A 25936-nucleotide genomic window follows, 5' to 3' on the forward strand; every position below is an offset into this window, starting at 1 on the left:
GGGTCAGGACATGACTATCGATTTGGGTTCGTTGCCTCCGGAGATCAGCTCCGCGCAGATCTACGCCGGCCCGGGCTCGTCGTCGCTGATGGCGGCGGCGTCGGCCTGGAACGGCCTCGCGGCAGAACTGACGTCGGCAGCGCTGAGCTACGACAAGGTCGTCACCTCCCTGGCCAGCGAGGAGTGGCTTGGGCCGGCCTCGGCCTCGATGGCGACGGCGGTGCAGCCGTATGTGCAGTGGATGACGACGACGGCCGGCCAGGCCGAGGAGGCCGCTTCCCAGGCCCAGTCGGCCGCGGCGGCCTACGAGACCGTCCTGGCCTCGGTGGTGCCCCCGCCGCTGATCGCGCTCAACCGCTCCGAGCTGGCGCAGGCGATGTCGACGAACATCCTCGGCCAGAACAACGGGGTTATCTCGCAGCTCGAGGCCCAGTACGCCCAGTTCTGGGCGCAGAACGCGGCGGCGCTGTACAGCTACGCCGGCCAGTCCGCGACGGCGACGAAGGTGACGCCGTTCCAGAACTCGCCGAACATCGTCAACCAGGCGGGTGCGACTCAGCAGGCGGCCGCGACGGCGGCGGCGGCGACCACCCCGGCCGCGTCGCTGCAGCAGCAACTGCAGGCCTTCCTGACGCAGATCCAGAGCCAGCTTGGCCTGCTCGCCTCACCGTCCGGCACGAACACCCTGGTCAACCAGCTGTCGCAGTCCAACCCGTTGCTAACGGAGCTGTGGTTCCTAGTCAGTGGGCAGACCGTGTTGCCGTCCAACATGGGTACGTTCCTGAGCGGCTACTCGAACTACGCCAGCTTCTTCTACAACACCGAGGGTCTGCCCTACTTCAGCGTCGGTATGGGCAACTTCGGTGTCCAGATCGCCAAGACGACGGGTGCGATCGGCGGCGCGGCGCCCGCAGCGGCGGCGGCCGTGCCGAAGGCCCTGCCCGGCCTGGGCGGTCTGCTCGGTGGCGGCGCCGCGGCCCACACGGCGGCGTCGATCGGCGGCGCGGGCTCCATCGGCAAGCTGTCGGTGCCGGCGTCCTGGGCGGGTGCCACCAACGCGGTGAGCCACGCCACGGCCGTCCCGGTCAGCTCGATCAGCGCGGCCCCGGAGGCCGCGGGGCAGCCGGGCAACCTGCTCGGCGGGATGCCGCTCGCGGGCGTGGGCAACGGCGGCGTCGGCGGTGCCGGCCCCCGCTACGGCTTCAAGCCGACGGTCATGGCCCGGCCTCCGCTGGGCGGCTAGCAAGTCGATCGCAGAACACGCCTCACCGCCGGCGCCGGTAGCCATTCCGCGCCGGCGGTGACGCGTATCCGGGTGCATCCCGGCGGCCGCTGAGCGCGCGGCCGCAGTGTTTCGCCCTGTTTGACGCATCGGCGGGCCGATCACCTCGAGACAAGCGCCAGCTAGCCCATGCCGTTTGTTCCAAGGAGTCCGGGTTGTCGGACGTGCTCGGCAACGCACGCGATGAACGCTTCACAGGCCGCCGAGCGCGCCTGTGGGTGCGGGGTCACAAGGTGGACCTGGCGGTGCATTTCTGCGCCGGCCACCGGCCGCAGCGCCAGCGTGGGATCACCGTCGGCGCGGGTTCGGGCAACCGATTCGGGCAGCAGGGCGATGCCCAGATTCTTGCGAACGAAGTGGATGACCTCGTCGACGCGGGTGACCTCGAAAGCCACCCGTCTTGGGACGCCGGCGAAGCCTCGGTCGGTTTCGTGCCGGAGGCCGTATCCCGCAGGAAAGTCGATGAACGGCAGGTGGGCGAGGTCGGCCAGTGACACCGATGAGTATTGCGTAAGGGCATGTTCGGCCGGCATGACCGCGATGAGAGACTCCCCGAACAGGTGGGTGAAAGTGAGTCGGGCCGCGGCGCCGGACACGTTGAAGCCGACGATCGCCGCGTCCAGCTTGCGCTCGCGGACCGCGTCAACCAACACGTCGCTGCCGCCACTGCGTAACGTCACGCTGACATCGGGGTAGCGGGCGTGGAACGTCGCCATCAGTGTTGCCACGTCCAGGCTTTCGGACGGAACCTCCATCATTCCGACGGTCAGGCGGCCGCCGACGGTACCACTGAGTGCTTGGGCGGCGGAGGTGATCTGGTCGACGCCGGCCACCACCTGACGCAGCAGCGGCATCAGCGCCTCGCCGGCTGGGGTCAACGAGACTGACCGCGTTGTCCTGTCGAACAATCGCACGCCGAGTTCGTGTTCGAAACGGCGCACTTGCTGACTTAGCGCGGACTGCACGACGAGCATCGCGTCGGCCGCCTTGGTGAAGCTGCTGGCTTCGGCGAGGGCGACCACGTAGCGCAGCTGCTGCAGGTTCACCGCATCCATTATTCACGATCGATGATTAATTTCATCATATCTATTAACTGGACTCCTTGGTGCGAGGGCTCCAGGATTAGACGCATGGCCACCGACGCGTCGCGGGCATCCTGGGCTGCCCAGCGGATCATCGTGCGCCCTGAGCCACCATTGGCCAGCAACGACTGCTCGGTCGCCGCGGTGCGCGATGACATCACCGCCCAGTTCGAGGCGCTGCCTTTTCTCGGCGAATTGCGCTGCCAACACAGCCATGTGGTCGCCGGTTCGCTCGAGGAAGTCGTCTTCAACTACACCGTGGGCCGATCGGGCGTTGCCGACAGCGGTTGGCTGAAGTTGTGCTTCCGGTACTACTCGGACTGGGACTTGCAGACGACGACGCCCGACGGCCGTGACTTCGCGAGCGCCCGGCTGGTGAGCCGCTCGCTGGTCGGCGGGGCGACTGCGGACAGTGCGGCGACCGTACAGCGACTCGCCACCCGCTACGACGTCAAGGGCGGCGAACGGCCCTTCCAGAAGTCACTGTTGATCCACGCCGTGGACGGCTATCTCAGACCTGGCGACGTGATCGAGATTCGCCTCGGTGACCGCCGTTTCGGGGGTCCGGGCACCCGGGTGCAAACGTTCGTCGAGGACGAATTCGAGGTGCACCTGTTCGTCGACCCGTTGGGCACCTCACGGATGGCACACGCCGGCGTGCACCGAATCGCCGTCGTGCCCGGCGCCCCCGAACGGGTCGTCGTGCATGGGCCTCGGGTCCTCCGCCGCGGCACGCCGACCGCGGAGCTGCACGCGCACCTGGAGGATCGATGGGGCAACACGTGCACCGATGTCGCGGCGACGTTGAGCGTGCAGATCGATGGCGTCACGGTGGCGGGTGCGACGACGCCGGGGGCAGGGTGGTCGTGGTCGGCGCTGCGGGTGCCTGCCGTCCCGGCGCACATCACAGTCGCGGCCGATACGGGCGTCGCCCCGGTCGCGTGCGGCGAAACCACGCTGGATGTCGTCGACGATTTTCCGGCGCCGCGCGCGTATTTCTGCGACCTGCATGTCCATTCCGATGACACCGTCGGAACCCAGGACACCGAGTGGAATCTGCGTTACGGCCGCGACATCGGAGCGCTCGACGTACTGGGCTACACGGCCAACGATTTTCAGATCACCGACGAAGGGTGGGACAAGGTCGTCGCGGCCTGCACGGACATAACGCGCAGCGGCGACTTCGTGTGTTTCCCCGGCGTCGAATGGTGCGGCACCGCTGGCGTCGGGGGCGACCACAATGTCGTCTTCCTCGGTGAGGACACCACACTGGCCCGCTCGCTCGAGTGGCGCCAGGGAATGGCGAGCACCGTGCCGGCGCCACAGACCTGGCCTATCACGCAGTTGTATGCCGCCTACGAAAAGGATCCCGCGTCTTATCTGCTGATCCCGCATGTCGGGGGGCGGCGGGCCATCCTGGATTGGCATCATCCCGAGCTGGAGCGGCTAATTGAAGTCCATTCCACATGGGGGAGCAGCCCCTGGTTCTTGGAGGACGCCCTGCGGCGTGGCTTGCGACTGGGCGCCAGTGCCGCCAGCGACGAACACCGCGGCCGGCCGGGAGGCGGCGCTCCGGGGGCGAACATCTTCGGTGGATTCGGCGGCCTCACAGGCGTTCTCGCGCCCGCACTCACCCCGGGCGACGTCGGGAGGGCGCTGCGGGCCCGGCGCACTTGGGCGACGACCGGAGCGCGCGCGGTGGCGCTGCTGCGAAGCGGCGACAACTGGATGGGCGATGAGTTCACCACGGACTCGGCCGAATTGCGTGCCGCCTACGCGCTGTACGGCGCCACGGCGTGGGAAAGCATCACCGCCTATGACAGTGCCGGCGAGGTGTGGCGGCGCGACCTGCACGCCGAGTACGGGCCATCCGAGCACCTCGTTCGCATTCGCTGGGGCGGGGCGCGACACCGCGATCGCTACCGGTGGGCCACCTGGTCCGGCGAGCTTCGCGTCGAGGGTGCCACGATCGACGACGTCAGCCCGTGGGCCATCAGCCATCCCGAACAGAAAATCGGCAATGACGGGAGTACCGTCACCTGGAACACGACAACGTACGGTTCGGATATCGGTGTGATGGTGCGAATCTCGGATCTGGACCGCGCGCAACTCGTACTGGACACCACGGTGCACGAAGAGGACCTGAGCGCCAGCATGACAGTTGCCGGAGCGGACCTGCTCGCCGGGGAGCACCACGAAGTCGCCCTGGGCGGCCTCAATCTACGGGTCCGTGTCGAACGCATCGCGGAACCAGCTGCCTTGCCGGTTACCGTCACCGGCGAGCTGGCCTTGCACCTGCCCGAAGGAAACAGTGCAATTTACCTGCGCGCCAACCAATTCGACGGTCATCAGGTGTGGACGAGCCCACTTTTCGTCAGCCGGGGGGCAGGACCACGATGAGCTGCCAGCCCAACGGCCTTACCCGTCGCCTGCACATCGACCTACTGCGCGTCACCGCCGCCGCCTGTCCGGCAGCGACGTTCCGTCTCGTCTGACCCGCCGATAGCTGCTGGGGCTGCCGCACTGCCCTGACTTCCTTGGCCGGCCGCGCGGCGCGCCTGCCCTTCTCACGCCTCACCCCTGCAAGGAAAACCGTGCTCACCCAACCAATCGTCAAGACCGTCTCGCTGGGTGTCAGCCTGGCCATCGTGGTCGTACTCGCCGGCTGCTCCAGTACCTCGTCCACGGCTTCAACTGTGCAACTGCGGTTGGGATACCTCACCCGGATCACCCATGCGACCGCGCTGGTGGGAATCACCGATGGTTTGTTCACCGCCCAACTCGGGCCCCGTGTCAACCTGAGCGTGCAACCCTTCAGCCAAGGCACCGAAGAAGTGACCGCACTGCTGTCGGGCCAGCTGGACGCCGCCTACGTCGGCCCAAACCCCGCCTTCAACGGGTGGCAGAAATCCGGCGGCAAAGCCATCAAGATCATCTCGGGCGCCGCGAGCGGCGGCACGTCGCTGGTAGTCAAACCCGGCATCACCGGCGCCGCGGACCTGAGAGGCAAGACCGTCGCCGACCCGGCCCTCGGCGGCAATCAGGACGTCAGCCTGCGCGACTGGCTCGCCCGCAACGGTCTGAAAACAAATCTCCAAGGGGGAGGGGATGTCTCGGTCAAACCCACCAGTCCAGAATCGGCCATCGTCGAACAATTCCGCACCGGCCAAATTGCCGGCGCTCTCGACTCCGCACCTTTCGACGTGCAGATACTGAAGGCCGGCGCAGTGAGATTGTGGTCGGACCCCAGCACCATCACCGTTCTCGTCGTCCGCCAGGACTTTCTCGCGGCACATCCCGATATGGTGACAGCGCTGCTGCGCGCGAATGTTCAGGCCAATGACAGAATCGCCACCGAGCCCGAGGCTGCGGCCCGATCGGCCAATACCGCGCTGACGAAAACGCTTGGCAAGGGCCTTGACCCCGACGTGCTCGCCGCCTCATTTCAGGAGACCACCTTCACAAACGATCCTGGAATGGCTTCGCTGCACGAACTGGTCGCGAAGGCCGTCACGCTCGGTCTGCTACAGCCACTGGACATCAATGGGCTGTTCGACCCGGGTCCGCTAAATGGGGTCCTTGCTGCAACGGGTAAACCACAGGTGGCCGCGTGACGTGGTATCCGCAACCGGGTGAGCTCGCCGTGCAGGAACGCGCGACTGCCGAACCGGCATCGGAAGCGGTGCGCCTCGAGGACGTGACAAAGCTTCACGGAACCGGTCGCTCGGCGGTGGCCGCACTGAGCGCCCTGTGTCTGTCGGTTGATACTGAGGAATTCGTCTGCATCGTCGGGCAATCGGGCTGCGGCAAGAGCACTCTGCTGTCGCTGATCGCCGGCCTGGATAGACCGTCATCAGGTGTCGTCGACACCGGCGGGCGACGGGTGGCGCTGATGTTCCAGGAGCCGGCCCTCTTCCCGTGGCTAACCGCCGCGGCCAATATCGATCTGGCCCTGCGGGCCCGCTCGGTACCGCGCCAGGAGCGCCACGAGCGCGTCGGTCAGTTGCTACGGTCGGTCGGGCTGTACGACTTCGCCGACAAACGCCCACACCAGCTCTCCGGCGGCATGCAGCAGCGCGTGGCACTGGCGCGCGCCCTGGCCCAGGATGCCGATGTCTTGCTGATGGACGAACCGTTCGGGGCGCTGGACGCCCCGACCCGCGATGGCCTGCACTCGGAACTCGAAACCGTCGTTGCGGAGCGCAGACTGACCGTCGTCTTCGTCACCCATAACGTCGGCGAGGCGGTTCGGCTGGCCGATCGGGTCGTACTGCTCGGTCCCCGGCCGGGCCGCGTCGTCGAACAGTTCACGGTGCCGCGGCGACGACCCCACCGCGGCGACACCGCGGTGAGCGACGGGTTGGCCGCGCACATCACCGCTCGGCTACATGCCGAGGGTTCCGCGGGTGCGCCCAGCGGGGGAGTGTCAGCCCTGGATCATCAACTCACCCAGCCCGCGTCGCGACGGCGCCTCCTCGGGGCTCGAGTGAAGTCGACGCTGGCGTCGCTGGGGACGAAGATCTTGGCCGTGGCGCTGGTTCTGGCGGCCTGGCAGCTGGTCTATCTAAGCGGCTGGAAACCTCCCTTCGTGCTGCCCGGACCGTGGGCCGTCCTCGCCGCCCTCTGGCAGCAACTGGATGGGCCACTGCTCTGGCACGCGATCGGAACCACGATGTACCGGGCGCTGGCCGGGTTCGGACTGGCGCTGCTCATTGGGTCGCTCGTCGGAGGGGTGGTCTCTCGCAATACCCTGCTGCGCCATGCTTTCGGGCCTATTATCACCGGACTGCAGACGATGCCGGCCATCGCCTGGTTCCCATTCGCCATCATCTTCTTCGGCCTGCACACTTCGGCGATTCTGTTCGTGATGGTCATCGGTGCGGCACCGTCGGTGGCCATCGGGGTGATCGCCGGCGCCGACCACATCCCGCCCCTGCTGCTCCGGGCCGCAAAGAACTTGGGACTGCACGGATTAGGGTTGTACCGCCATGTCATTCTCCCGGCGTCGCTGCCGATGTTCGTCAGCGGGCTGCGCCAGGGGTGGGCGTTCGCCTGGCGAAGCCTGATGGCGGGCGAATTGGTGGTGCTGGTGGCCGACACGGCCTCAATCGGGGTACTGCTGGAGAACGCCCAGAATCTTTCCGACATGCCTTCCGCCATCGCCATCATGCTCGTGATCCTGTTGATCGGCCTCGTGGTTGACGCGGTCTTCTCTGCGGTCGATCTGCGCATCCGCCAACGCTGGGGCTTGGTCGAGGCGGACCGTCGATGACGTCGCCGGCCAGCGAACCCGGGGATGTGGCGGTAAGTCCGTTCCGGGTCTGGGCCTTCGGGGACGCCCACGTCGGGACCGACCGTCGGCACGGCAGACACAGCCTCGCTGAGGCGATCAGGCAATCGGAGTTCGGTGGATCCGAAGGGGGGCCGTCCTTCGAATGGGACATCGCGATCGACGTCGGGGACATGTCCGGCGCGCATCACGAACTTCCCGACGACACTGAGGGCGAGGAGGTTCGTCGACAGTTCACCGCGTTGCGCTGTCACCGGCGCGAAGACATCTACAGCGTCTGTGGCAACCACGACCGCAGCGGCCTGCACGAGCCCGAGGCATGGTGGTGGCAGAAGTGGGTCGATCCCCTCGGCCAGCACACCCGGTTCTCCGGCGTCGACCCCGGCGCACGGCACTACCCGGTCGTCGGGGCATGGCAACACTATTCCTTTCGGGTGGGAAACCTGTTGTTCCTCATGCTCAGTGACCGCAACGAACCCACCCAGGCCGTCGGCCGGGGACCGCTCGGTGGCAACCCCGGCGGGGTAGTCAGCGGGGAAACCTACGACTGGTGGAAATACATGGTGTTGACCCATCCCGACTCGATCATCATCACAGTGCACCACTACGTGCTGAAGGACACCACCGTGGCGTCGGGCGAATGGGAGGGTGTCCGCAGAGGCCAGGACGGCAGCTTGCGCGAGCACTATCACCGACCGTTCGAACGCGGAACCCCGCACGCCGCGTCCTATTTGTACTGGGTGGACAGCAAGCCGGACTCCGGAGCCTTCGAGCGGTTTCTCCGTGACCACCCCGGCCGTGTCCAGCTCTGGATCGCCGGGCACACGCACACCCATCCCGACGACGCCCACGGCGGCAAAACACATATCGAAAAACGTTGGGGTACATGGTTTGTCAACGTCGCATCGTTGAGCCGCCATCACATGCCGATCACGACGGTGCCGATCAGCAGGCTATTCACCTTTACCCCCGGCAGCCGGGAAGTCAAGATTCAGTGTTACCTGCACACCAGCCAGCATGCCCCGCAGGGTTGGTATCCGAGCGCCGAGAGAACCATCACCCTCGACACGGCGTTCAGCGCAACCGAGATAGCCCGACGGACGATGGATCCGGTGCGGGCGCCGAATCTTCGAGAGTAGCGGACGCTTGGGCCGTTACTTCGCGAGAGCCCGAGCTACGGCTTGCGGCGTCGGAACAAAAAAGTCAAACTCCGTCGCCGATTTTCGAAGCCCGGCGCGAAGGAAAACTCGTCCGTCTGGTGGAAGAGGTGCTCGCCGAACAGAACCGCGCGATTCTCGCGGTGGGGCACGATGGTCGGCTTCGCTTCCTGCTGTTCAAGGAACCGCCTGACCCGGGCTCCGCCGGAGTTGTAGTCCTGGAAGGTCCAGTCGCTCGGTGCCCTCTTGTCCCAGACCACGAGGCCACCCCGACCCGGGTCCAGATTCGCGGAATCCGGCGCGATCCAGAAGTTCAGCGCGAAATCGGAGTCGTCGGCATGAACGTCAACACCGGGCAGGTTGACGTTGTAGACGAATGCCCACCATTGCGCGAAGTAATAGCCCTCGAGTGCCTCGCCGAGCGCCGCCAGAAGCTCTTCGGCTATCGCGAACAGCGAGACGCTGGCGAATCCGTCCTGGGGGAACGCACCTATGTAGCCGTATTCGTAGGAATGACGCCAGACCGTCGACTCCAGGCAGAACTTCCGGACTTGGGCCAGCGCGGCCGGCGTCAGAAAGTCGTCGATCACCTGCACCTTGCGCCGGTCCGCGACGATGGTGTGTTGCAACTTCCCGTAGTCGATGCCGGGGTTCAAGTACCGCGGCAAGCGCTCCTCCGAAACCGCTACATAGGGCGGGTCGGCAAGAATGCGACCGTTTGTCCCCTCGACGGACACCCAGGGCGCAGCGCCGTCGGACGCATCGATCAGGTCCGTGAGCTCACGGCGCAGGGCGGGGAGTTCGTCCGTGGCCACGCCGGCGAACGCCCGCTTGTCGGAATCCTCGGCGGACAGGATGTGGGCGACCTGTTCGATGTTGTGCAACGCGAAGTGCGCCGGTATAGAGAACTTTTCGGGGGGCGCCGGGCTCTGTTCGCGACAAAGGGCGGCGAGAGCGCGGTACTCCGACAACGCGGAGGCGAACTGCCCTAACGCCGCGTTCGCCCTGCCGAGTAAGTCCCTAGCCGGCGCAAGGGAAGGTTCCCGTTCCACGGCGAGCGAGGCGTAGTGAAGCGCTTGTTGATGTTCTCCGACTTCCAGCAGCGACGAGGCGAGCATGCACAGTGCCTGAAGATCGTCCTCTCGGCCGACGATGTTCTTGAGAACCTCGGCGGCAGACGCGAACTCTCTTGCACGCATAAAACGCTCGGCGTCCCAGAGGCCCGCCGTCGGCGGCGATTCAGGTTGCGGCACCCAGCTCCTCAGCATTTCCGGTCACAGGCTCTCGAAGAACCATTCAACCAGACCGCCCCTGGCCGCTTCGTCGTTCCCGCTGTCCTGCAACGATATCGACCAAACCAGGGTCGCCCGGCCCGCCGAACCGCGTTCGCGGGGGCACCGGCAGATCATCCAGACGGACAAGTTCGGGCTACTTGATCCCGTGGTCGTTCGGCTCGAGTTGCCGCGGGCAATAGTGTTTCGCCGCAACCGTCGCGAACTGGGCGGCACTGTTGGTGGAAAGCCCAGGATTCTGGTCGCGCAGGTCATTGAGCACCTCGAGACCTGATTCGCCCCGTTGGATCAAGCCGCACACCGACTGCGCGGCACCGATCGCCTGGCTCGGGTCGCCGAAATTGATTCCCAACTGATGCAGCGACGAGAGAAATGCCGCGTCGTCTCCGTTGGGCGGCTCGTCTATGCCAGGTTCGGCGTATGCAGGCCAGGCAAGGATGATCCCCATCGGCGCCGCCAGCAGCGCGAGCAGGAACTTTGCGAACAGTGGTCCGGTGTACTGCATGAAATGCCGCCCCTCTCCGCGGACGTCCTTCCGGCCGGCAACTTCGGGGCCGACGAAATGTCCTGAGCCTGAATCCGTTCCCTGTCGACCGGGTCCGTCGGCCGCAGTCCTTCGACACTCGATGCTCATGTGATACACGCTCAGCCCGAATGGGATTGGGGCGCCGCGACGGTGGCTTCACCTTCGGCGGACACGTGGACCGCGTGGACGCCAGGTTTCGTCGAGAGTTCCGCAACCAGGTCATCGAGTTCGGCTTCGCTGACAGTCCAGTGCTGCACCACGTCGGGCTGCTCTTGCAGCTGTGCAATGACACGGTCCAGGGCGACGGGGGCTTTGCGCTTAGCGGTACTCGCAGCGGGCTGGACGCGGGTCGTCCTGCTGGCGACATTGGCGAGCGGCGTGCCCAGCGCGCCGCCCGCGAAGCTGCCCGGAACGGCGGCTTGGTTGAACAGGTCCGCCAACCCCGCCGCTGGAGCCGCCGCCGCGCTCGCGCTGGGCAAGACGGTGGAGGCGAGGCGGATCGCCGGAGTCGCGCTCGCCCAACTCGCCGGGACGGACAGCTTCCCAACGGTCGGCGCGGCACCCAGGACAGCCGATGCGGGTCTCGCCAGGATTCCGGGCGCCCCCGACGACAGCCCGCCGGCCAGGCTTCCCTTGGCCATGTTCGCGCTCCACGGCTGATAGACGAAGAAGTTCTTCCACTGGCCGATGCCAAGGCTCGAACTACTGTTGACGACGTTGGTCCATGTCGCCTGGCTACCGGCACCGGAGATGAACGAGTACAACGACTCCCAGACCGTCGAGATCTGCGTGTTGCCGGTGACTTTCGCTATTAAGTTCTGCCAGAAGGTGGAGTAGTCCGTGGTGAATGTGGTGGTGCCCGTGGTCAGTTGCGTGAGAATGGATTCCAGTTGCGTGATGATCGACTGCGGAGTGACGGCGGCTGCCGTCGTGGCAGCCGCGGCCGTGCCGCCGCTGGTGGTCTGCGGCGCCGCGGTGAACGGAGTCAGCTGAGTCGCGGCGAGCGACGAACCGGCGTAGGTGGTGATGGCCGCGACGTCTTCGGCCCACAGTTGTTCGTACTCGGCCTCGGTGGCCTCGATCGCAGAATTGTTCTGCCCGAAGATGTTGGTCGTGACGAGCGAGGCGAGCTGGGCGCGGTTGGCCGCGATTACCGGGGGCGGCACGGTGGCGGCGAACGCGGCCTCGTAGGCACTGGCCGCCGTCCGCGCCTGCGACGCGGCCTGCTCGGCCTGAGCCGCCGTATTCGACAACCATGCCACGTACGGGGACGCCGCGGCCGCCGCGGAATCGAACGACGGGCCCTGCCACGAGGCACCAAGCTCGGCGATGGCCGCTCCGTAAGACACGGCCGTGGTCTGCAACTCTCCCGCCAACGCCTCCCATGCCTGGGCCGCGGCCAGCAGCGGTCCGGCGCCTGGCCCCGAATAGATCTTCGCGGAGATGAGTTCCGGCGGCTGCGACGCAAAATCCCCGAATACCCCGAATGCCATTGCCGTGCCTTTCCCTGGTTATCCCGCGTTCGGCGGTATCACGATGATGGTCGCGGTGGTTGCGATGTCGTCGTCGGCGACCACACCGTCGGTGAAGCGCGGGATGTTTCCCGCAAGCGTGCGAGAGGGGGTTCGGCTGACCGACCGCATAGCGGTGTCCCCGAACGCGCGCCCGGCCAGACTTGACAGTGCCGTCTCGCCGAACATCGCCGACCGGCCCGTCGTGGCGACCGCTGGAACCGCCTCGGCCGCGGTCTCGGGCATAGACGTCGCCGCCAACCTGACAGCCGGAACGGCAGAAGCCCAGCTCTGCGGCACCGACAGCGACCCGATCATCTCGGCACGGCCGATCGCCCCGGTGGGGGCCGAATAACCCGCCACGTGCGCCCCGACACCGCCCGTCAAGATGTCGCTGCGGAGCAGTGGCGCCAACACGCCGGTCAGGCCCTTGGGATGGGCCAGCGGGCCGATGCCCTGGATGCCGGTACCCAGGCTCGGGATACTGATGGAGACCTGGTACCAGTTCTTCATGATGTTGGCGACTCCGAAAGGCGTGTAGGGCGACGCCCCGGTCGCATTGATCACCGCGGTGAGGGACTTGATGACATTGTTCGCATCGGTGAACGCTGTGAATCCGGTCCACGTGGACGGGGGCACGAGGTTCGGCGTCAGCCCTGTCACGGTGTTCGTGAAGCTCACTACCTGACTCTGGAGCTGGGCGATCTGTGTCGCCAGCTGCTTTTGCACGGCGGTGAGGAAGGTGGAGATGTCCGTCAGGACGTCCGCTGGGGTCTGAGTGGCCGCCGGGTTGCCGTTGGTGGTTGTCGGCGGTTCGCTGAAGGAGGTGAGCTGACTCGCGGCCGCGGCGGAGCCCGCATAGCCGTACATTGCGGCGGCATCTTGGGCCCAGAACTCCGCATAGATGGCTTCGGTGGCGGCGATCGCCGGGGTGTTCTGGCCAAAGATGTTGGTCGCGACCAGCGCCGCCAGCAGTGCACGGTTGGCCGCGATCACAGGCGGTGGCACGCTTGCCGCGAAGGCCGCCTCGTAAGCGCCCGCCGCCGCTTTTGCTTGCAGCGCCGCTTGCTCGGCCTGCGCAGCGGTGGTGCTGAGCCACGATGCGTACGGCGCAGCCGCGGCCGCCATGGCTGACGAAGACGGACCCTGCCACGTGCCGGTGAGCTCCGAGATAGCCGACCCGTAGGACGCCGCGGTGAAATTCAACTCGGCGGCCAATCCATCCCAGGCCGCGGCGGCCGCCAGCAGTGGCGCCGAACCCGGCCCGGAATAAATCCGGCCGGAATTGATCTCCGGCGGTAACGCTCCGAAATCCATCAGCTTCCCCTCGCTCCGGTCGTGAGGACCCCCAACACCCTGAAATGCCCTTATGGACGGCATGGAATTTTCGTATGCGCCCGTCGCCGGAACATTAGCTGGCTTGGTCGCACCCCGGGTCTGCCGACGCCGGGGCCGAGGCCCCGCTATCCTCGCCGGGCCGGTGCGGGCCACACTGTCGGTTTCGACGGCGACGGCGCCGGCTGAGCGGTGTGGCCTGCGGAGATCGGCGATCCTCACCGCAACCCAGCGCCGAATCGGAACACCGGGCCAGCCGGCGGTCTCGGATAGAATCTTGCCGCGAATAAATGCGTCGACGGCGAATCGGCGCGGTAGCGAGCGGGCGGATGCCCCTAGGCGGCGGCGCCACGGGGTGGCGGTGGGTTGCCGCGCGCCTGATACGAAAGTCATTGTGGTGAGCGCGATTTGACGATCTCTCAGCCAATTCGAGCGCCGACGCGTGGGCCCGCGACGGGTTTGGGCAGGGCGCCTCCGGGCAGCATGTCGTGCGGGACCGGGTTACGGCGTCGTCCCGAACGCGGCACTATCCGTGCCCCTTCGCGCGATCGCCCTCCGGCGGCGGCGAAGTCCCCTGGGTCGTCCGTGGTGAGTTTGCCGGCGTCCGCCGCTTTTGCGTGCCGCCCGGAATTCGGACCCACCGAGGGATTCGGCTGGGAGTCGCCACGGCCAGGCCCGGCTCGGAGAACTTGTTCATTAGCTGTGTGCATGATCGGCTTTTCTGCGGGCGGATTTTATTGTCTGTCGCAATGCTTCCGCCGCCGGCAATTACGCTCTTCAACATCAGCCGCGTCGGGCGCACGCGTCCCCATCGCTATTCCACGAAGCAACGGCGCAGGTAGACGACGGAGACGTGGCAGCCGCCTCAACCGCTGGCCAACCGCCGATGAACGACCGCGGACGGCGCCCAAGCCACACAAGTCCGAAGCGCGCCGGACTTCCCGGGCCAGCGTTTCACCCAATCGACGTACTGTGCTGCCGACGGAACTTCCGTTGAAACGGTTACTCGACGAGGGGAGCTCAAGATGTCATATGTGACCACGCAGCCGGAGGCGTTGGCTGCGGCGGCCGGCACCTTGCAGTCGATCGGATCTGCGCTGACTGCCCAGAGTGCAGCCGCAGCGGCTCCGACCACGGGGGTGGTGCCGGCAGCCGCGGACGAGGTGTCCGCGCTGACGGCGGCTCAGTTTGCGATCCATGCCCAGCTGTACCAGGCCGTCAGCGCGCAAGCCACGGCAATCCACGAGGCGTTCGTCAATGCTTTGGGTGTCAGCTCCGGGTCGTACGCGGCGACCGAGGCGGCCAACGCTGCGGCGGCCGGCTGAGGAAGGCTGCAAGTAGCCTCGGTGGCCCACCGCTGGGGATTCGTCTCCGCAACGGTGGCCGCCGGGCCCAGGCCGACGACTGAGTGCTGCGGCTCGTCGGGCGGGCTAGCGCCAGTCCCGAAGATCCCGCGGCAGGCAGCCCTGGCGGCCGCGATTCTAGGCGTCCGGCGCCGGGGGCTGTGAGTTTGCTGAGCCCCCACCACGCGCGCGGCAACGCTGTTACTGTGTCGTTACCGAAAGTGAATTCGCCGTACCGTTTGGTGAACAATTGCAAACGGGCTGCTTAGGGAGGCCTTCCGGGCGGCGCTGTCATCTACTCTCTCCGCAGAGAGTGGGGGATCTACTTAGGAGGAATCAACTATGTCGTTCGTGACGACACAGCCCGAGGCGCTGGCCGCGGCAGCCGGGACCCTGCAGGGCATCGGCTCGGCGATGAGCGCTCAGAACGCGGCTGCTGCGGCCCCGACGACCGGGGTGGTGCCCGCCGCCGCCGACGAGGTGTCCGCCCTGACGGCGGCCCAGTTCGCGGCGCACGCGCAGATGTACCAGGCGGTGAGCGCCCAGGCCGCCGCGATTCACGAGATGTTCGTGAACACCCTGGCGACGAGCTCCGGTTCGTACGCCGCGACCGAGGCCGCCAACGCGGCCGCCGCCGGCTGATCGGACGTCACGCCGGCCCCCGTAGTCGGGGAAACGACCTCCGCAGACCCCGACGCCGCGGTTCGGGTCTGGAGCGTTTGCGGTGCCATGCCGATGGCATCGGGCTGACGCGGGAGGCCATTTCATCTTCATGTATCAGGTTCGGCGGCTACGCCCCGCGTAGCCATCAGGCCAATCTCTGAGAACACAGCAAATCCCGAATATTAAGGAGAAAAGCATCATGGCTACACGCTTTATGACTGACCCACACGAGATGCGTGCGATGGCCGGTCGTTTCGAGACCCACGCGCAGACCGTTGAGGACGAAGCCCGCAAGATGTGGGCGTCGTCGATGAACATCGCCGGTGCCGGCTGGAGCGGCCAGGCCCAGGCGACCTCCTACGACACCATGGGCCAGGTCAACCAGGCCTTCCGCAACATCGTCAACATGCTGCACGGCGTGCGCGACGGCCTGATCCGCGACGCGAACAACTACGAGCAGCAAGAGCAGGCCTCCCAGCAGATCCTCGGCAGCTAGCGCCAAAAGCCGAGGCTGCGTAACCTTTCAGACATTAGGAGAACAGCGAAATGACCATCAATTACCAGTTCGGCGATGTCGACTCCCACGGCGCGCTGATCCGCGCCCAGGCCGCATCGCTGGAAGCCGAGCACCAGGCCATCGTCCGCGATGTGCTGGCCGCCGGTGACTTCTGGGGCGGCGCCGGCTCGGTGGCGTGCCAGGAGTTCATCACCCAGTTGGGTCGTAACTTCCAGGTGATTTACGAGCAGGCCAACTCCCACGGCCAGAATGTGCAGACCGCCGGCAGCAACATGGCGAGCACCGACAGCGCCGTCGGGTCCAGCTGGGCCTAACTCCCAACTTCAGGCGCGGCAGCACACCACGTCGGTGTACTGCCGCGTCCTGCGGTTACCGACCACTTCGATTTCGAGGGACAGATGGACCAACAGAGCACCCGCACCGACATCACCGTCAACGTCGACGGCTTCTGGATGCTTCAGGCACTCCTGGACATCCGGCACGTCGCTCCCGAGTTGCGGTGCCGGCCTTACGTCTCCACCGACTCCAACGACTGGCTCAACGAACACCCCGGCATGGCGGTGATGCGCGAACAGGGCATCGTCGTCGGTGACGAGGTGCACGAGCAGGTCGCCGCCCGGATGCGGGTTCTCGCGGCGCCCGACCTCGAAGTGGTCGCCCTGCTCTCCCGGGGCAAGCTGCTCTACGGAGTGGTCGACGACGAGAACCAGCCGCCCGGGTCCCGGGACATCCCCGAAAACGAGTTCCGCGTCGTCCTCGCCCGGCGCGGCCAGCACTGGGTATCGGCCGTGCGGGTCGGCAGCGACATCACCGTGGACGACGTCGCCATCGCCGACAGCGCCTCCATCGCGGCGCTAGTCATGGACGGCCTGGAATCCATCCACCACGCGGAGCCGGCGGCCATCAACGCCGTCAACGTGCCGCTCGAGGAAATGCTCGAAGCGACGAAGTCGTGGCAGGAGTCGGGATTCAACGTCTTCTCCGGCGGCGACCTGCGACGGATGGGAATCAGCGCCGCCACGGTGGCCGCTCTGGGTCAGGCGCTGTCCGACCCGGCGGCCGAGGTGGCCGTGTACGCGCGCCAGTACCGCGACGACGCCAAGGGCCCCAGCGCCTCCGTGCTCTCCCTCAAGGACGGGTCGGGCGGCCGCATCGCCATGTACCAGCAGGCGCGCACCGCCGGGTCCGGCGAGGCGTGGCTGGCCATCTGCCCCGCCACACCCCAGCTGGTCCAAGTCGGCGTCAAGACCGTGCTGGACACGCTGCCCTACGGCGAATGGAAAACGCACCGAAGGGTGTGAATCGGTCGACGAAACACAATGTTTACCAACGCTTTTGCGCATAACAAGCGGTCGAGATGCGAACGCGGCATACTTCTCTAGAATCATCAGCAAATCCCAAGCCAGTGTCACCACGACTTTTAATCGCAAGGCGAGGCAGATGAAATCCGAATTAGTCGAGCTGGACCTCCCGGGGGGCCCTGGCATCTCGGCGAGTCGATCGACCCAGCTTCCGGCGGCTGCCGCGGGGCTGGCGGCACGGTTTTACTCATTCACCAGGGAAGGGGCCGTAGGGCGATGACTGCGGTAGTGGGAGTTGAAGCACCACAGGCTGATGTCGAGGGCATCTCGCAGCCTCGGGCGGTAGTGGTCGGCGTCATGGCCGGCGAGGGCGTCCAGATTGGCGTCCTGCTGGACGCCAACGCCCCGGTCTCGGTGATGACCGATCCGCTGCTCAAGGTCATCAACGGCCGGCTCCGTGAGCTCGGGGAGACGCCGCTGGAGGCCAAGGGCCGCGGCAGGTGGGCCCTGTGCTTGGTGGACGGAACGCCGCTGCGGGCCACGCAGTCCCTGACCGAGCAGGACGTCTACGACGGGGACCGGCTGTGGATCCGGTTCATCCAGGACACCGAGCACCGTTCCCAGGTCATCGAGCACATCTCGACCGCGGTCGCGGCCAATCTCAGCAAACGCTTCGCCGCGATCGACCCGGTCGTCGCCGTGCAGGTCGGCGCCTCGATGGTGGCGGTCGGCGTCACCTCCGCCGCCGCCCTGCTGGGCTGGTACCGCTGGCACCACAACTCGTGGCTGCCCACGGTGTACGCCGCCGTGATCGCCGCGGTCATGCTGGGCGTCTCGATGCTGATGCTGATGCGGGCGCACACGCAACAGGACCGCCGCGTCGGCGACATGCTGCTGCTGAGCACGCTCGCCCCGTTGTCGGTGGCCGCGGCCGCGGCGCCGCCGGGGGGAGTGGGTTCGCCCCACGCCGTGCTCGGCTTCGGCGTGCTCACCATCGCCGCGATGCTCGCCCTGCGCTTCACCGGACGACGCCTCGGCCTCTATACCGCGATCATCACCGTCACGCTGGTGACGGGCATCGCCGCCCTCGCGCGGATGATCGCCAACACCAGCGCCGTGACCCTGTTCACGTCCGTCGTGCTGCTGTGCGTCCTCCTCTACCACGGCGCCCCGGCGCTGTCGCGGCGGCTGGCGGGCATCCGCCTGCCGGTCTTCCCGTCCGCCACCAGCCGGTGGGTCTTCGAGGCGCGTCCCGACCTGCCCACCACCGTGGTGCGCTCGGAGGGGGGGCCCCCGGTCCTCGAGGGTCCGGCGTCGGTCCGCGACGTGCTGCTGCAGGCCGAGCGGGCCCGGTCCTTCCTGACCGGTCTGCTCGTCGGGTTGGGCGTGCTCATGGTGGTGGCGTTGACGTCGCTGGCCGACCCGCACACCGGACAGCGCTGGTTGCCGCTGCTGTTGGCCGGGTTCAGCGCCGGCTTCCTGATGCTTCGCGGCCGCTCCTACGTGGACCGCTGGCAGGCCATCACGCTGGCCGGGACGGCCGTGCTGATCGTCTTCGCCGTGGTGGCCCGGTACGCGCTGGTGTTGCAGTCGCCGCTCGCCGTGTCCATCAGCGCGGCCATCCTGGTGCTGCTGCCCGCCGCGGGCCTGACGGCCGCGGCCGTGGTGCCCAACACCATCTACAGCCCGCTGTTCCGCAAGTTCGTGGAATGGATCGAGTACCTCTGCCTCATGCCGATCTTCCCCCTGGCATTGTGGTTGATGAATGTTTATGCAGCCATCCGATACCGCTAGTCGCAAGGTGCGGCGTGGTCGCGCGTCCCGCGTGACCATCGCCGCGCTCTTGCTTGCTTCGGGCGCCCTGGCCGGGCTGCCGCCGGCGTACGCGATCTCGCCTCCGACGGTCGACCCGGCCGCGGTGCCGCCGGACGGCCCCCCCGGGCCGCCCGCTCCGATGAAACAGAACTCGTACTGCACCGAGGTCGGTGTCCTGCCGGGCACCGACTTCCGGCTGCAGCCGAAGTACATGGACCTGCTGAACCTCCAGGAGGCGTGGCAGTTCGGGCGCGGCGCCGGGCAGAAGGTCGCGGTCATCGACACCGGCGTCACCCCACACCCGAGGTTTCCGCACCTGATTCCGGGCGGCGACTACGTCATGGGTGGCGACGGGCTGTCCGACTGCGACGCCCACGGCACCATCGTGGCGTCGATGATCGGCGCGGCCCCGGCCAACGGCGCGGCGGCGCCGCCCGCGGCTCCGCGCCGGCCGGTCACGATCCCCACGACCGAGCCGCCGCCCAAAGCGCCGCCGCCGCAGACGGTGACGCTGTCGCCGCTGCCGCAGACGGTGACCATGGTGCCCCCGCCGCCCTCGGACGTGCCGCCTCCCGGACCGTTCGGGGCCCCGCCACCGCCACAGGGCCCGCCGCCCGGGCCGGGCGTCGCGGGACCTGGCGCCCCAGCCGCACCCGGTGCGCCGGGCGCGGCGAATCACAGTGGTGGTGGCACCGTCACGATCCCGAGCTACTCGGGTGGCGGTCACGTCGCCGCGGTTGACAATCAGCGCGGCCCGCGGCCGCTGGACCCGGCGCCCAAGCCGCCCCCACCGCCGGCGCCGGCGCCCTCGTCTGCCCCGGACGCGTTCAGCGGGATCGCGCCGGACGTCGACATCCTCTCGATCCGGCAGTCCAGCCAGGCCTTCGGCCTCAAGGACGCGTACACCGGTGACGAGGACCCACAGACTCGGGCGAAGATCGACGACGTTGAGACCATGGCGCGGGCGATCGTGCACGCCGCCAACCTCGGTGCCACGGTGATCAATATCTCCGACGTGACCTGCATGAGCGCGCGCAACATCATCGACCAGCGCACGCTGGGCGCGGCGGTGCGGTACGCGGCCGTCGACAAGAACGCCGTCATCGTGGCCGCGGCCGGCGACACCAGCAAGAAGGACTGCAAGCAGAACCCGGCGTTCGATCCGATGCAGCCCAAGGACCCCCGGGACTGGAGCGGAGTCACCACCGTGGTGACGCCATCGTGGTTCAGCGACTACGTCCTGACCGTCGGCGCGGTCGACACGGACGGCCGGCCGCTGACGCAAGGCGGCCAGGGCCAGGGGTCGACGAGCGTGAGCGGCCCGTGGGTGGGGCTCGCCGCGCCCGGGACCGATGTCATCGGGCTCTCGCCCCGGGACGACGGCCTGATCAACGCGATCGACGGCCCGGACAACTCGCTGCTGGTTCCGTCCGGCACGAGCTTCTCGACCGCGATCGTGTCCGGAGTCGCCGCGCTGGTCCGCGCCAAGTACCCGCAGCTCTCGGCCTATCAGGTGATCAATCGCCTGGAGCGCACCGCCAGGGCGCCCGCGCGCGGCGTCGACAACCAGATCGGCTACGGTCTCGTCGACCCGGTGGCGGCTCTGACGTGGGACGTTCCCGACGGTCCGGTCAAACCGCCGCAGCAACTGTCGGCGCCGTTGAACATTCCCAGGGCGGCCCCTGGCCGCGATATGGTGCCAGTGTGGGTGGCCGCCGGTGGGCTCACCGGTGCGCTATTGATCGGCGGCGCAATCTTCGGTACCGCGACGCTGATGAAGCGATCGCGGAAGCAGCAATAAGGGCGGAGCAGCAATAGCAATGAAGGCTCAGCGCAGTCTTGGTTTGTCTTTGGCGTGGTCGCGCGTCACGGCGGTGTTCTTGGTCGACATCCTGATCCTGGTGGTGGCCAGCCACTGCCCGGAGTCGTGGCAGGGCGAGCATCGCATCGCGTTCTGGGTCGGTGTCGGTCTCGCGGTGCTGGTGACGCTGCTGTCACTGGTCACCCACCACGGCCTCACCGTGACCTCGGGGCTGGCCTCGTGGCTGTGGGACTGGTCCGCTGACCCGGGCACCTCGCTGGCCGCGGGCTGCACCCCGGCCGCCGACTACCAGCGCAAGTACGGGCGCGACAAGGTCGGTGTGCGCGGCTACCAGGGTCGCCTGGTCACCGTGATCGCGGTCGACGGCGGCGGGGACGACCCGGCCGGGCGTCATCGCCACCGCACCTCGCAGGCCGCGCTGCTCGTGCAGTCGGTCGCCGCCGGGCTGCGCCAGTTCGACCTCCACCTCGACGGCATCGACATCGTCTCGGTGAAGGTGCGCCGCGGTGGGAACGCCGCCGAGCTGTCGAAGCTCGATGACTGGGGGCCCGAGGAGTGGGGGCTGGTGAGCGACCAGCCCTCGTCGTACGTTCGCCGCACCTGGCTCGTGTTGCGGATGAACCCGCAGCGCAACGTCGCCGCGGTGGCGACCCGCGATTCGCTGGCATCGACGCTGGTCGCGGCGACCGAGCGGCTGGCGCAGGACCTCGACGGCCAGAGCTGCGCGGCCCGGCCGCTGACCGCCGACGAGCTCGCCGAGGTCGACAAGGCCGTGCTCGCCGACCTCGAGCCGACGTGGAGCCGCCCCGGATGGCGGCACCTCAAGCACTTCAACGGGTTCGCGACCAGCTTCTGGTTGACACCCTCGGACATCAGCACCGAGACGCTGGACGACCTGTTCCGTCCCGACACCGACGCCACCGTGCTGACCGTCCGACTCACCAGCTGGGCCGGCCGGCCGCAGGTGTCAGCCTGGGTGCGATTCCACAGCGACGGCCGCCTTCCCCGGGAGGTGTCGGCGGGGCTGAACCGGCTCACCGGACGCCAGCTGGCCGCGGTGCGCGCCAGCCTGCCGGCCCCCACCATCCGCACGCAGCTGGTGGTGCCGAGCCGCGGGTTGCACGACGACGATGAGCTGGTCCTGTCCGTCGGTCAGGTACAGGAGAGCTCGGCGGGCGTGCCCGCGGCGCAATGACGCGCTCGCAATCAATCGCCGAAGACGCCCGTAACGCACTGGTCGCGGGGCTTCTGGCGTCGGGCATCTCGGTCAACGGGCTGCAGCCGAGCCACAACCCCCAGGTTGCGGCGCAGATGTTCAACACGGCGACCACCCTGGATCCCGGGATGTGCGACGCCTGGCTGGCGCGTGTGCTGGCCGGTGACCAGAGCATCGAGGTGCTCGCGGGAGCATGGGCGGCCGTCAGGACGTTCGGCTGGGAGACGCGCCGGCTCGGCGTGACCGAGCTGCAATTCCGCCCCGAGGTTTCCGACGGCTTGTTCCTCCGGCTGGCCGTGACCAGTGTCGAGTCGCTGGCCTGCGCCTTCGCCGCCGTCCTCGCCGAGGCCAAGCGCTACGAGGAGGCGGCCAAGCTGGTCGACGGCATCGAACCCCGCCAGCCGTTCGAGGAGGAACTGCTCGCGTACGTCCGCGGGGTGTTGTTCTTCCGCACCGGACGCTGGCCGGACGTACTCCTGCAGTTCCCCGAGGGCAAGCAGTGGCGCCAGCCCGAGCTGAAGGCGGCGGGCGCGGCGATGGCGACGACGGCCCTGGCCTCCCTGGGGGTCTTCGAGGAGGCCTTCCGCCGTGGCGAGGCCGCCGTCGAAGGGGACCGGGTTCCGGGCGCGGCCAACATCGCCCTCTACACCCAGGGCATGTGCCTGCGGCACGTCGGCCGCGAAGACGAAGCCATCGAGCTGCTCCGCCGCGTCTACTCGCGGGATCCGAAGTTCGCCCCCGCCCGCGAGGCGCTCGACAACCCCAACTATCGGCTCGTGCTGACCGACCCGGAGACGATCGAGGCGCGCACCAATCCGTGGGACCCCGACAGCGCGCCGAGCCGCGCGCAGACGGAGGCGGCGCGCCACGCGGTCGAGGCCGCCAAGTACCTGGCCGAGGGGGACGCCGAGCTCAACGCGATGCTCGGCATGGAGCGGGCCAAGCGCGAGATCAAACTGATCAAGTCGACCACCAAGGTGAACCTGGCACGCGCCAAGATGGGTCTTCCGGTGCCCGTGACGTCGCGCCACACCTTGTTGCTGGGCCCCCCGGGTACCGGTAAGACGTCGGTGGCGCGGGCGTTCAGCAAGCAGCTGTGCGGGTTGACCGTGCTGCGCAAGCCCGTGGTGGTGGAAACGAGCCGCACCAAGCTGTTGGGCCGGTACATGGCCGACGCCGAGAAGAACACCGAGGAGATGCTCGAGGGCGCTCTGGGTGGCGCGGTGTTCTTCGACGAGATGCACACCCTGCACGAGAAGGGCTACCAGCAGGGTGACCCGTACGGCAACGCGATCATCAACACCCTGCTGCTGTACATGGAGAACCACCGCGATGAGCTCGTCGTCTTCGGCGCCGGTTACGCCAAGGCGATGGAGAAGATGCTCGACGTGAACCAGGGTCTGCGCCGCCGTTTTTCGACCGTCATCGAGTTCTTCAGCTACACCCCGGACGAGCTGCTCGCGCTGACGAAGCTGATGGGGCAGGAGAACCAGGACGTGATCACCGACGAGGACGTCCAGGTGCTCCTCCCGTCGTACACGAAGTTCTACCTCGACGAGAGCTACTCGGAAGACGGGGACCTGATTCGCGGCATCGACACGCTGGGTAACGCCGGCTTCGTGCGAAACGTGGTGGAGAAGGCCCGCGATCACCGCAGCTTCCGCCTGGATGACGAGGATTTGGACGACGTCCTGTCCAGCGACCTCACGGAATTCAGCAGCGCCCAGCTGCTGCGGTTCACCAGGCTGACCCGCGAAGACCTCGCCGAGGGTCTGGGCGCCGCGGTAGCCGAGAACAAGTCCAGCTAGCCTGCGGCACCGTCGAGGCCCTTCAGCAGCAAACCCTCGGGTCGCGGCTGGTCCGTCGCCGAACGTGACCCGTGGCGAAGCGCGCCGAGTCACCCGCACGTCGCCACGATTACGCGGAGTTTGCGGCGCGTAAATTCCGGCGACACCCGGCGATTTTCGTGTCGAGCGGGAAACCAAACCATTTGCGTCGTCTATGGTTTGGGATTGAAATGACCGGAAAAGCCGCCTGACTTTATGTGCGCCGGATACGCTTTCGTAGCTATGAAGCTGCGATGAGAGGGCGCCGCACCGGCGGGTCGTGCCCGGTGATCTTCTCCGCCGTGTGCAACCATCAGGGCACCCCGCACCTGCACGTGACGGGAGGTGCGTGAACTGGTCCGATTGACAACTGCTGTGCCGAATCGTTGAAAGCTCCCCGATCCGGCCGCGGCGCATGACCTTCGTCTGCCAGGTGTGTGGGCCGAGCGACTGAGGCGCGCGGACGCTTCGATGCGCACGCCTCCCGGCAGCTTGTGACACCTCTTGGGCCGTGGCCGAGTCGGGCAATCCCGTAAGGAGAAGTCCGATGTTCCATGCTGTGACACGACTGGAGCCGCCGGCCGCACCGGCCGGCTTAGCACGCCTGGAGCCGCCGCTATTCACGGATCGCGTTCGAAATTTATTCGCAAACCCGCCCGGCTTTTCGGCGCGGAGCGAAGCCCCCGCCGCGGTTATCAACGGTTGACGGGGGCCGACAATGGATTTCGGAGCATTGCCGCCGGAAATCAATTCCGCGCGAATGTATTTTGGTCCCGGCTCGGCGCCGCTGCTGGCCGCCGCGGCCGCCTGGGACGGCTTGGCCGCCGAACTGCATTCGACGGCGGCGTCGTATCAAACCGTGATTTCGGGGCTGGTTGGCGAGGGCTGGCTGGGCCCCGCCTCGGCGACCATGGCCGCGGCGGTCTCGCCGTACGTGATGTGGATGACTCTCACCGGCGTGAAGGCGGAGCAAACCTCAGCCCAGGCGTCGTCCGCGGCCGCCGCATATGAGGCCGCGTTCGCCATGACGGTGCCTCCGCCGGCCGTCGCGGCCAATCGTGCTCAGCTTGCGGGGTTGGTGGCGACCAACTTCCTGGGCCAGAACACGCCGGCGATCGCCGCGACGGAGGCTCAGTACAGCGAGATGTGGGCGCAGGACGCTGCGGCGATGTACGGCTACGCCAACGCTTCAGCCCTGGCGGCCGACCTGAAGTCGTTCGTGCAGCCACCCCAGACGACGAATCCGACGGGGCAGGCCGATCAAGCCGCGGCCGTCACCCAGGCCACCGGAACCCCGGCCGCCTCGGGCGCCCAAGAGGCGCTGAGTCAGTTGGCGTCGGCGGTCCCGGCAGCGTTGCAACAACTCGCCACGCCGGCGGCCGGCGGCCCGACGAGTCTGTGGGACTTCCTGGACTCGAACTTCGTCAATGGATTCGTCTCCGCCGGCTACACGAGTCCCGCGATCCTGCAGCAGACCGTGACGGCATCGATGGCCGACATCAACGCGGTCGCCGTCGCCGCGGACCCGGCGGCCACCGCGTTGCCGCCCATGGGCGCCGGCTCCGGCAACGCGGGCTGGGCACCGCTGGGCACACCGGTCGTGCCGTACAGTTCGGCGATCGCACCCCTCGGCGCGGGAGCCATGCCGGACGTTCCGTTCGGCGGCGTTTCGGCCGGAATCAACCAGGCGGCGACGGTCGGGCGGTTGTCCGTGCCGCAAGCGTGGACGGTGGCCGCCCAGGTGGAAAATCATGCGGGCGCGGCGATTTCGGGCGGCGGCTGGACCAGCACCGCCCTGCCGGAGACCCCGGCGGGCGTACCCGGCATGCCGGGCATCCCCGCCGTAAGCAACGCGGGCCGGCACTTCGGCAACGGGCCGCGGTACGGATTCAACGTGACGGTGATGCCTCGCCCCCCGGCCGCCGGCTAGGGGGCCACCAAATCCCTGGTGCGGGCGA

Annotated in this window: 20 protein-coding genes; 15 read left to right on the forward strand and 5 right to left on the reverse strand. The window is 67.5% G+C overall.

The genetic code is table 11. The features are described from left to right. Window positions 1-10 precede the first annotated feature (10 nt). Window positions 11-1243, forward strand: coding sequence for a PPE family protein (locus tag SKC42_RS16400; RefSeq protein WP_330965328.1), 1233 nt, complete (start codon window positions 11-13; stop codon window positions 1241-1243). A 161-nt stretch (window positions 1244-1404) separates the two neighbouring features. On the opposite strand, the gene SKC42_RS16405 is transcribed toward SKC42_RS16400, so the two are convergent. Then, window positions 1405-2328 (reverse strand): LysR family transcriptional regulator, encoded by a 924-nt coding sequence (locus tag SKC42_RS16405; RefSeq protein ID WP_330965329.1) that lies wholly within the window; start codon window positions 2326-2328, stop codon window positions 1405-1407. An 84-nt stretch (window positions 2329-2412) separates the two neighbouring features. On the opposite strand from SKC42_RS16405, the gene SKC42_RS16410 reads away from it, so the two are divergent. The 4 genes from SKC42_RS16410 to SKC42_RS16425 all read left to right on the forward strand — a co-directional run bounded on the left by SKC42_RS16410 (window position 2413) and on the right by SKC42_RS16425 (window position 8793). After that, a complete protein-coding gene (locus tag SKC42_RS16410) occupies window positions 2413-4764 on the forward strand; it encodes a hypothetical protein (protein WP_330965330.1) in 2352 nt (783 codons plus the stop codon). Between the two features lie 137 nt (window positions 4765-4901). Continuing rightward, on the forward strand, window positions 4902-5978 hold the full coding sequence (locus SKC42_RS16415) for an ABC transporter substrate-binding protein (protein ID WP_330965331.1): 1077 nt from the start codon (window positions 4902-4904) through the stop codon (window positions 5976-5978). After that, entirely contained in the window at window positions 5975-7636 is a 1662-nt protein-coding gene (locus SKC42_RS16420) for an ATP-binding cassette domain-containing protein (protein WP_330965332.1), read from the forward strand. Before SKC42_RS16415 ends, SKC42_RS16420 begins: the two co-directional genes overlap by 4 nt. Further along, window positions 7633-8793, forward strand: coding sequence for a hypothetical protein (locus SKC42_RS16425; RefSeq protein ID WP_330965333.1), 1161 nt, complete (start codon window positions 7633-7635; stop codon window positions 8791-8793). Before SKC42_RS16420 ends, SKC42_RS16425 begins: the two co-directional genes overlap by 4 nt. A 35-nt stretch (window positions 8794-8828) precedes the next feature. Here SKC42_RS16425 and SKC42_RS16430 read toward each other — a convergent pair whose 3' ends face one another. The 4 genes from SKC42_RS16430 to SKC42_RS16445 form a co-directional block, all read right to left on the reverse strand. Continuing rightward, complete coding sequence (locus SKC42_RS16430; RefSeq protein ID WP_330965334.1) at window positions 8829-10064, reverse strand: tetratricopeptide repeat protein; 1236 nt, start codon at window positions 10062-10064, stop codon at window positions 8829-8831. A gap of 175 nt (window positions 10065-10239) precedes the next feature. Beyond that, window positions 10240-10608, reverse strand: coding sequence for a DUF732 domain-containing protein (locus SKC42_RS16435; protein ID WP_330965335.1), 369 nt, complete (start codon window positions 10606-10608; stop codon window positions 10240-10242). A gap of 140 nt (window positions 10609-10748) precedes the next feature. Beyond that, window positions 10749-12122, reverse strand: coding sequence for a PPE family protein (locus SKC42_RS16440; RefSeq protein WP_330965336.1), 1374 nt, complete (start codon window positions 12120-12122; stop codon window positions 10749-10751). 18 nt (window positions 12123-12140) lie between these two features. Beyond that, complete coding sequence (locus SKC42_RS16445; protein WP_330965337.1) at window positions 12141-13457, reverse strand: PPE family protein; 1317 nt, start codon at window positions 13455-13457, stop codon at window positions 12141-12143. Between the two features lie 1043 nt (window positions 13458-14500). Between SKC42_RS16445 and SKC42_RS16450 the strand changes: the two genes are divergently transcribed. The 10 genes from SKC42_RS16450 (at window position 14501) to SKC42_RS16495 (ending at window position 25908) form a co-directional block, all read left to right on the forward strand. After that, complete coding sequence (locus SKC42_RS16450; protein WP_330965338.1) at window positions 14501-14800, forward strand: PE family protein; 300 nt, start codon at window positions 14501-14503, stop codon at window positions 14798-14800. Window positions 14801-15160: 360 nt separating this feature from the next. After that, window positions 15161-15460, forward strand: coding sequence for a PE family protein (locus SKC42_RS16455; protein ID WP_085256714.1), 300 nt, complete (start codon window positions 15161-15163; stop codon window positions 15458-15460). 220 nt (window positions 15461-15680) lie between these two features. Next, window positions 15681-15977, forward strand: a complete 297-nt coding sequence (locus SKC42_RS16460; protein ID WP_085256713.1) for a WXG100 family type VII secretion target — start codon at window positions 15681-15683, stop codon at window positions 15975-15977. A gap of 50 nt (window positions 15978-16027) precedes the next feature. Further along, window positions 16028-16312 carry a WXG100 family type VII secretion target gene (locus SKC42_RS16465; RefSeq protein WP_330965339.1) on the forward strand — a complete coding sequence of 95 codons (285 nt, stop codon included), beginning with the start codon at window positions 16028-16030 and terminating at the stop codon, window positions 16310-16312. Between the two features lie 84 nt (window positions 16313-16396). Further along, the gene (locus SKC42_RS16470) at window positions 16397-17299 is read left to right on the forward strand and encodes an ESX secretion-associated protein EspG (protein ID WP_330965340.1); all 903 of its coding nucleotides are present in this window, start codon (window positions 16397-16399) and stop codon (window positions 17297-17299) included. 276 nt (window positions 17300-17575) lie between these two features. Beyond that, window positions 17576-19093 (forward strand): type VII secretion integral membrane protein EccD, encoded by a 1518-nt coding sequence (eccD, locus tag SKC42_RS16475; RefSeq protein ID WP_330965341.1) that lies wholly within the window; start codon window positions 17576-17578, stop codon window positions 19091-19093. After that, window positions 19071-20915: a type VII secretion-associated serine protease mycosin gene (locus tag SKC42_RS16480; protein ID WP_330965342.1), complete on the forward strand. Its 1845-nt coding sequence runs from the start codon at window positions 19071-19073 to the stop codon at window positions 20913-20915. Before eccD ends, SKC42_RS16480 begins: the two co-directional genes overlap by 23 nt. Window positions 20916-20934: 19 nt before the next feature. Continuing rightward, window positions 20935-22131: a type VII secretion protein EccE gene (gene eccE / locus SKC42_RS16485; RefSeq protein ID WP_330965343.1), complete on the forward strand. Its 1197-nt coding sequence runs from the start codon at window positions 20935-20937 to the stop codon at window positions 22129-22131. After that, complete coding sequence (gene eccA / locus SKC42_RS16490; RefSeq protein ID WP_330965344.1) at window positions 22128-23960, forward strand: type VII secretion AAA-ATPase EccA; 1833 nt, start codon at window positions 22128-22130, stop codon at window positions 23958-23960. Before eccE ends, eccA begins: the two co-directional genes overlap by 4 nt. 736 nt (window positions 23961-24696) lie before the next feature. After that, entirely contained in the window at window positions 24697-25908 is a 1212-nt protein-coding gene (locus tag SKC42_RS16495; RefSeq protein WP_330965345.1) for a PPE family protein, read from the forward strand. Window positions 25909-25936: the final 28 nt, after the last annotated feature.

This window comes from Mycobacterium sp. 050134, from assembly GCF_036409085.1.
Taxonomy (GTDB): Bacteria; Actinomycetota; Actinomycetes; order Mycobacteriales; family Mycobacteriaceae; genus Mycobacterium.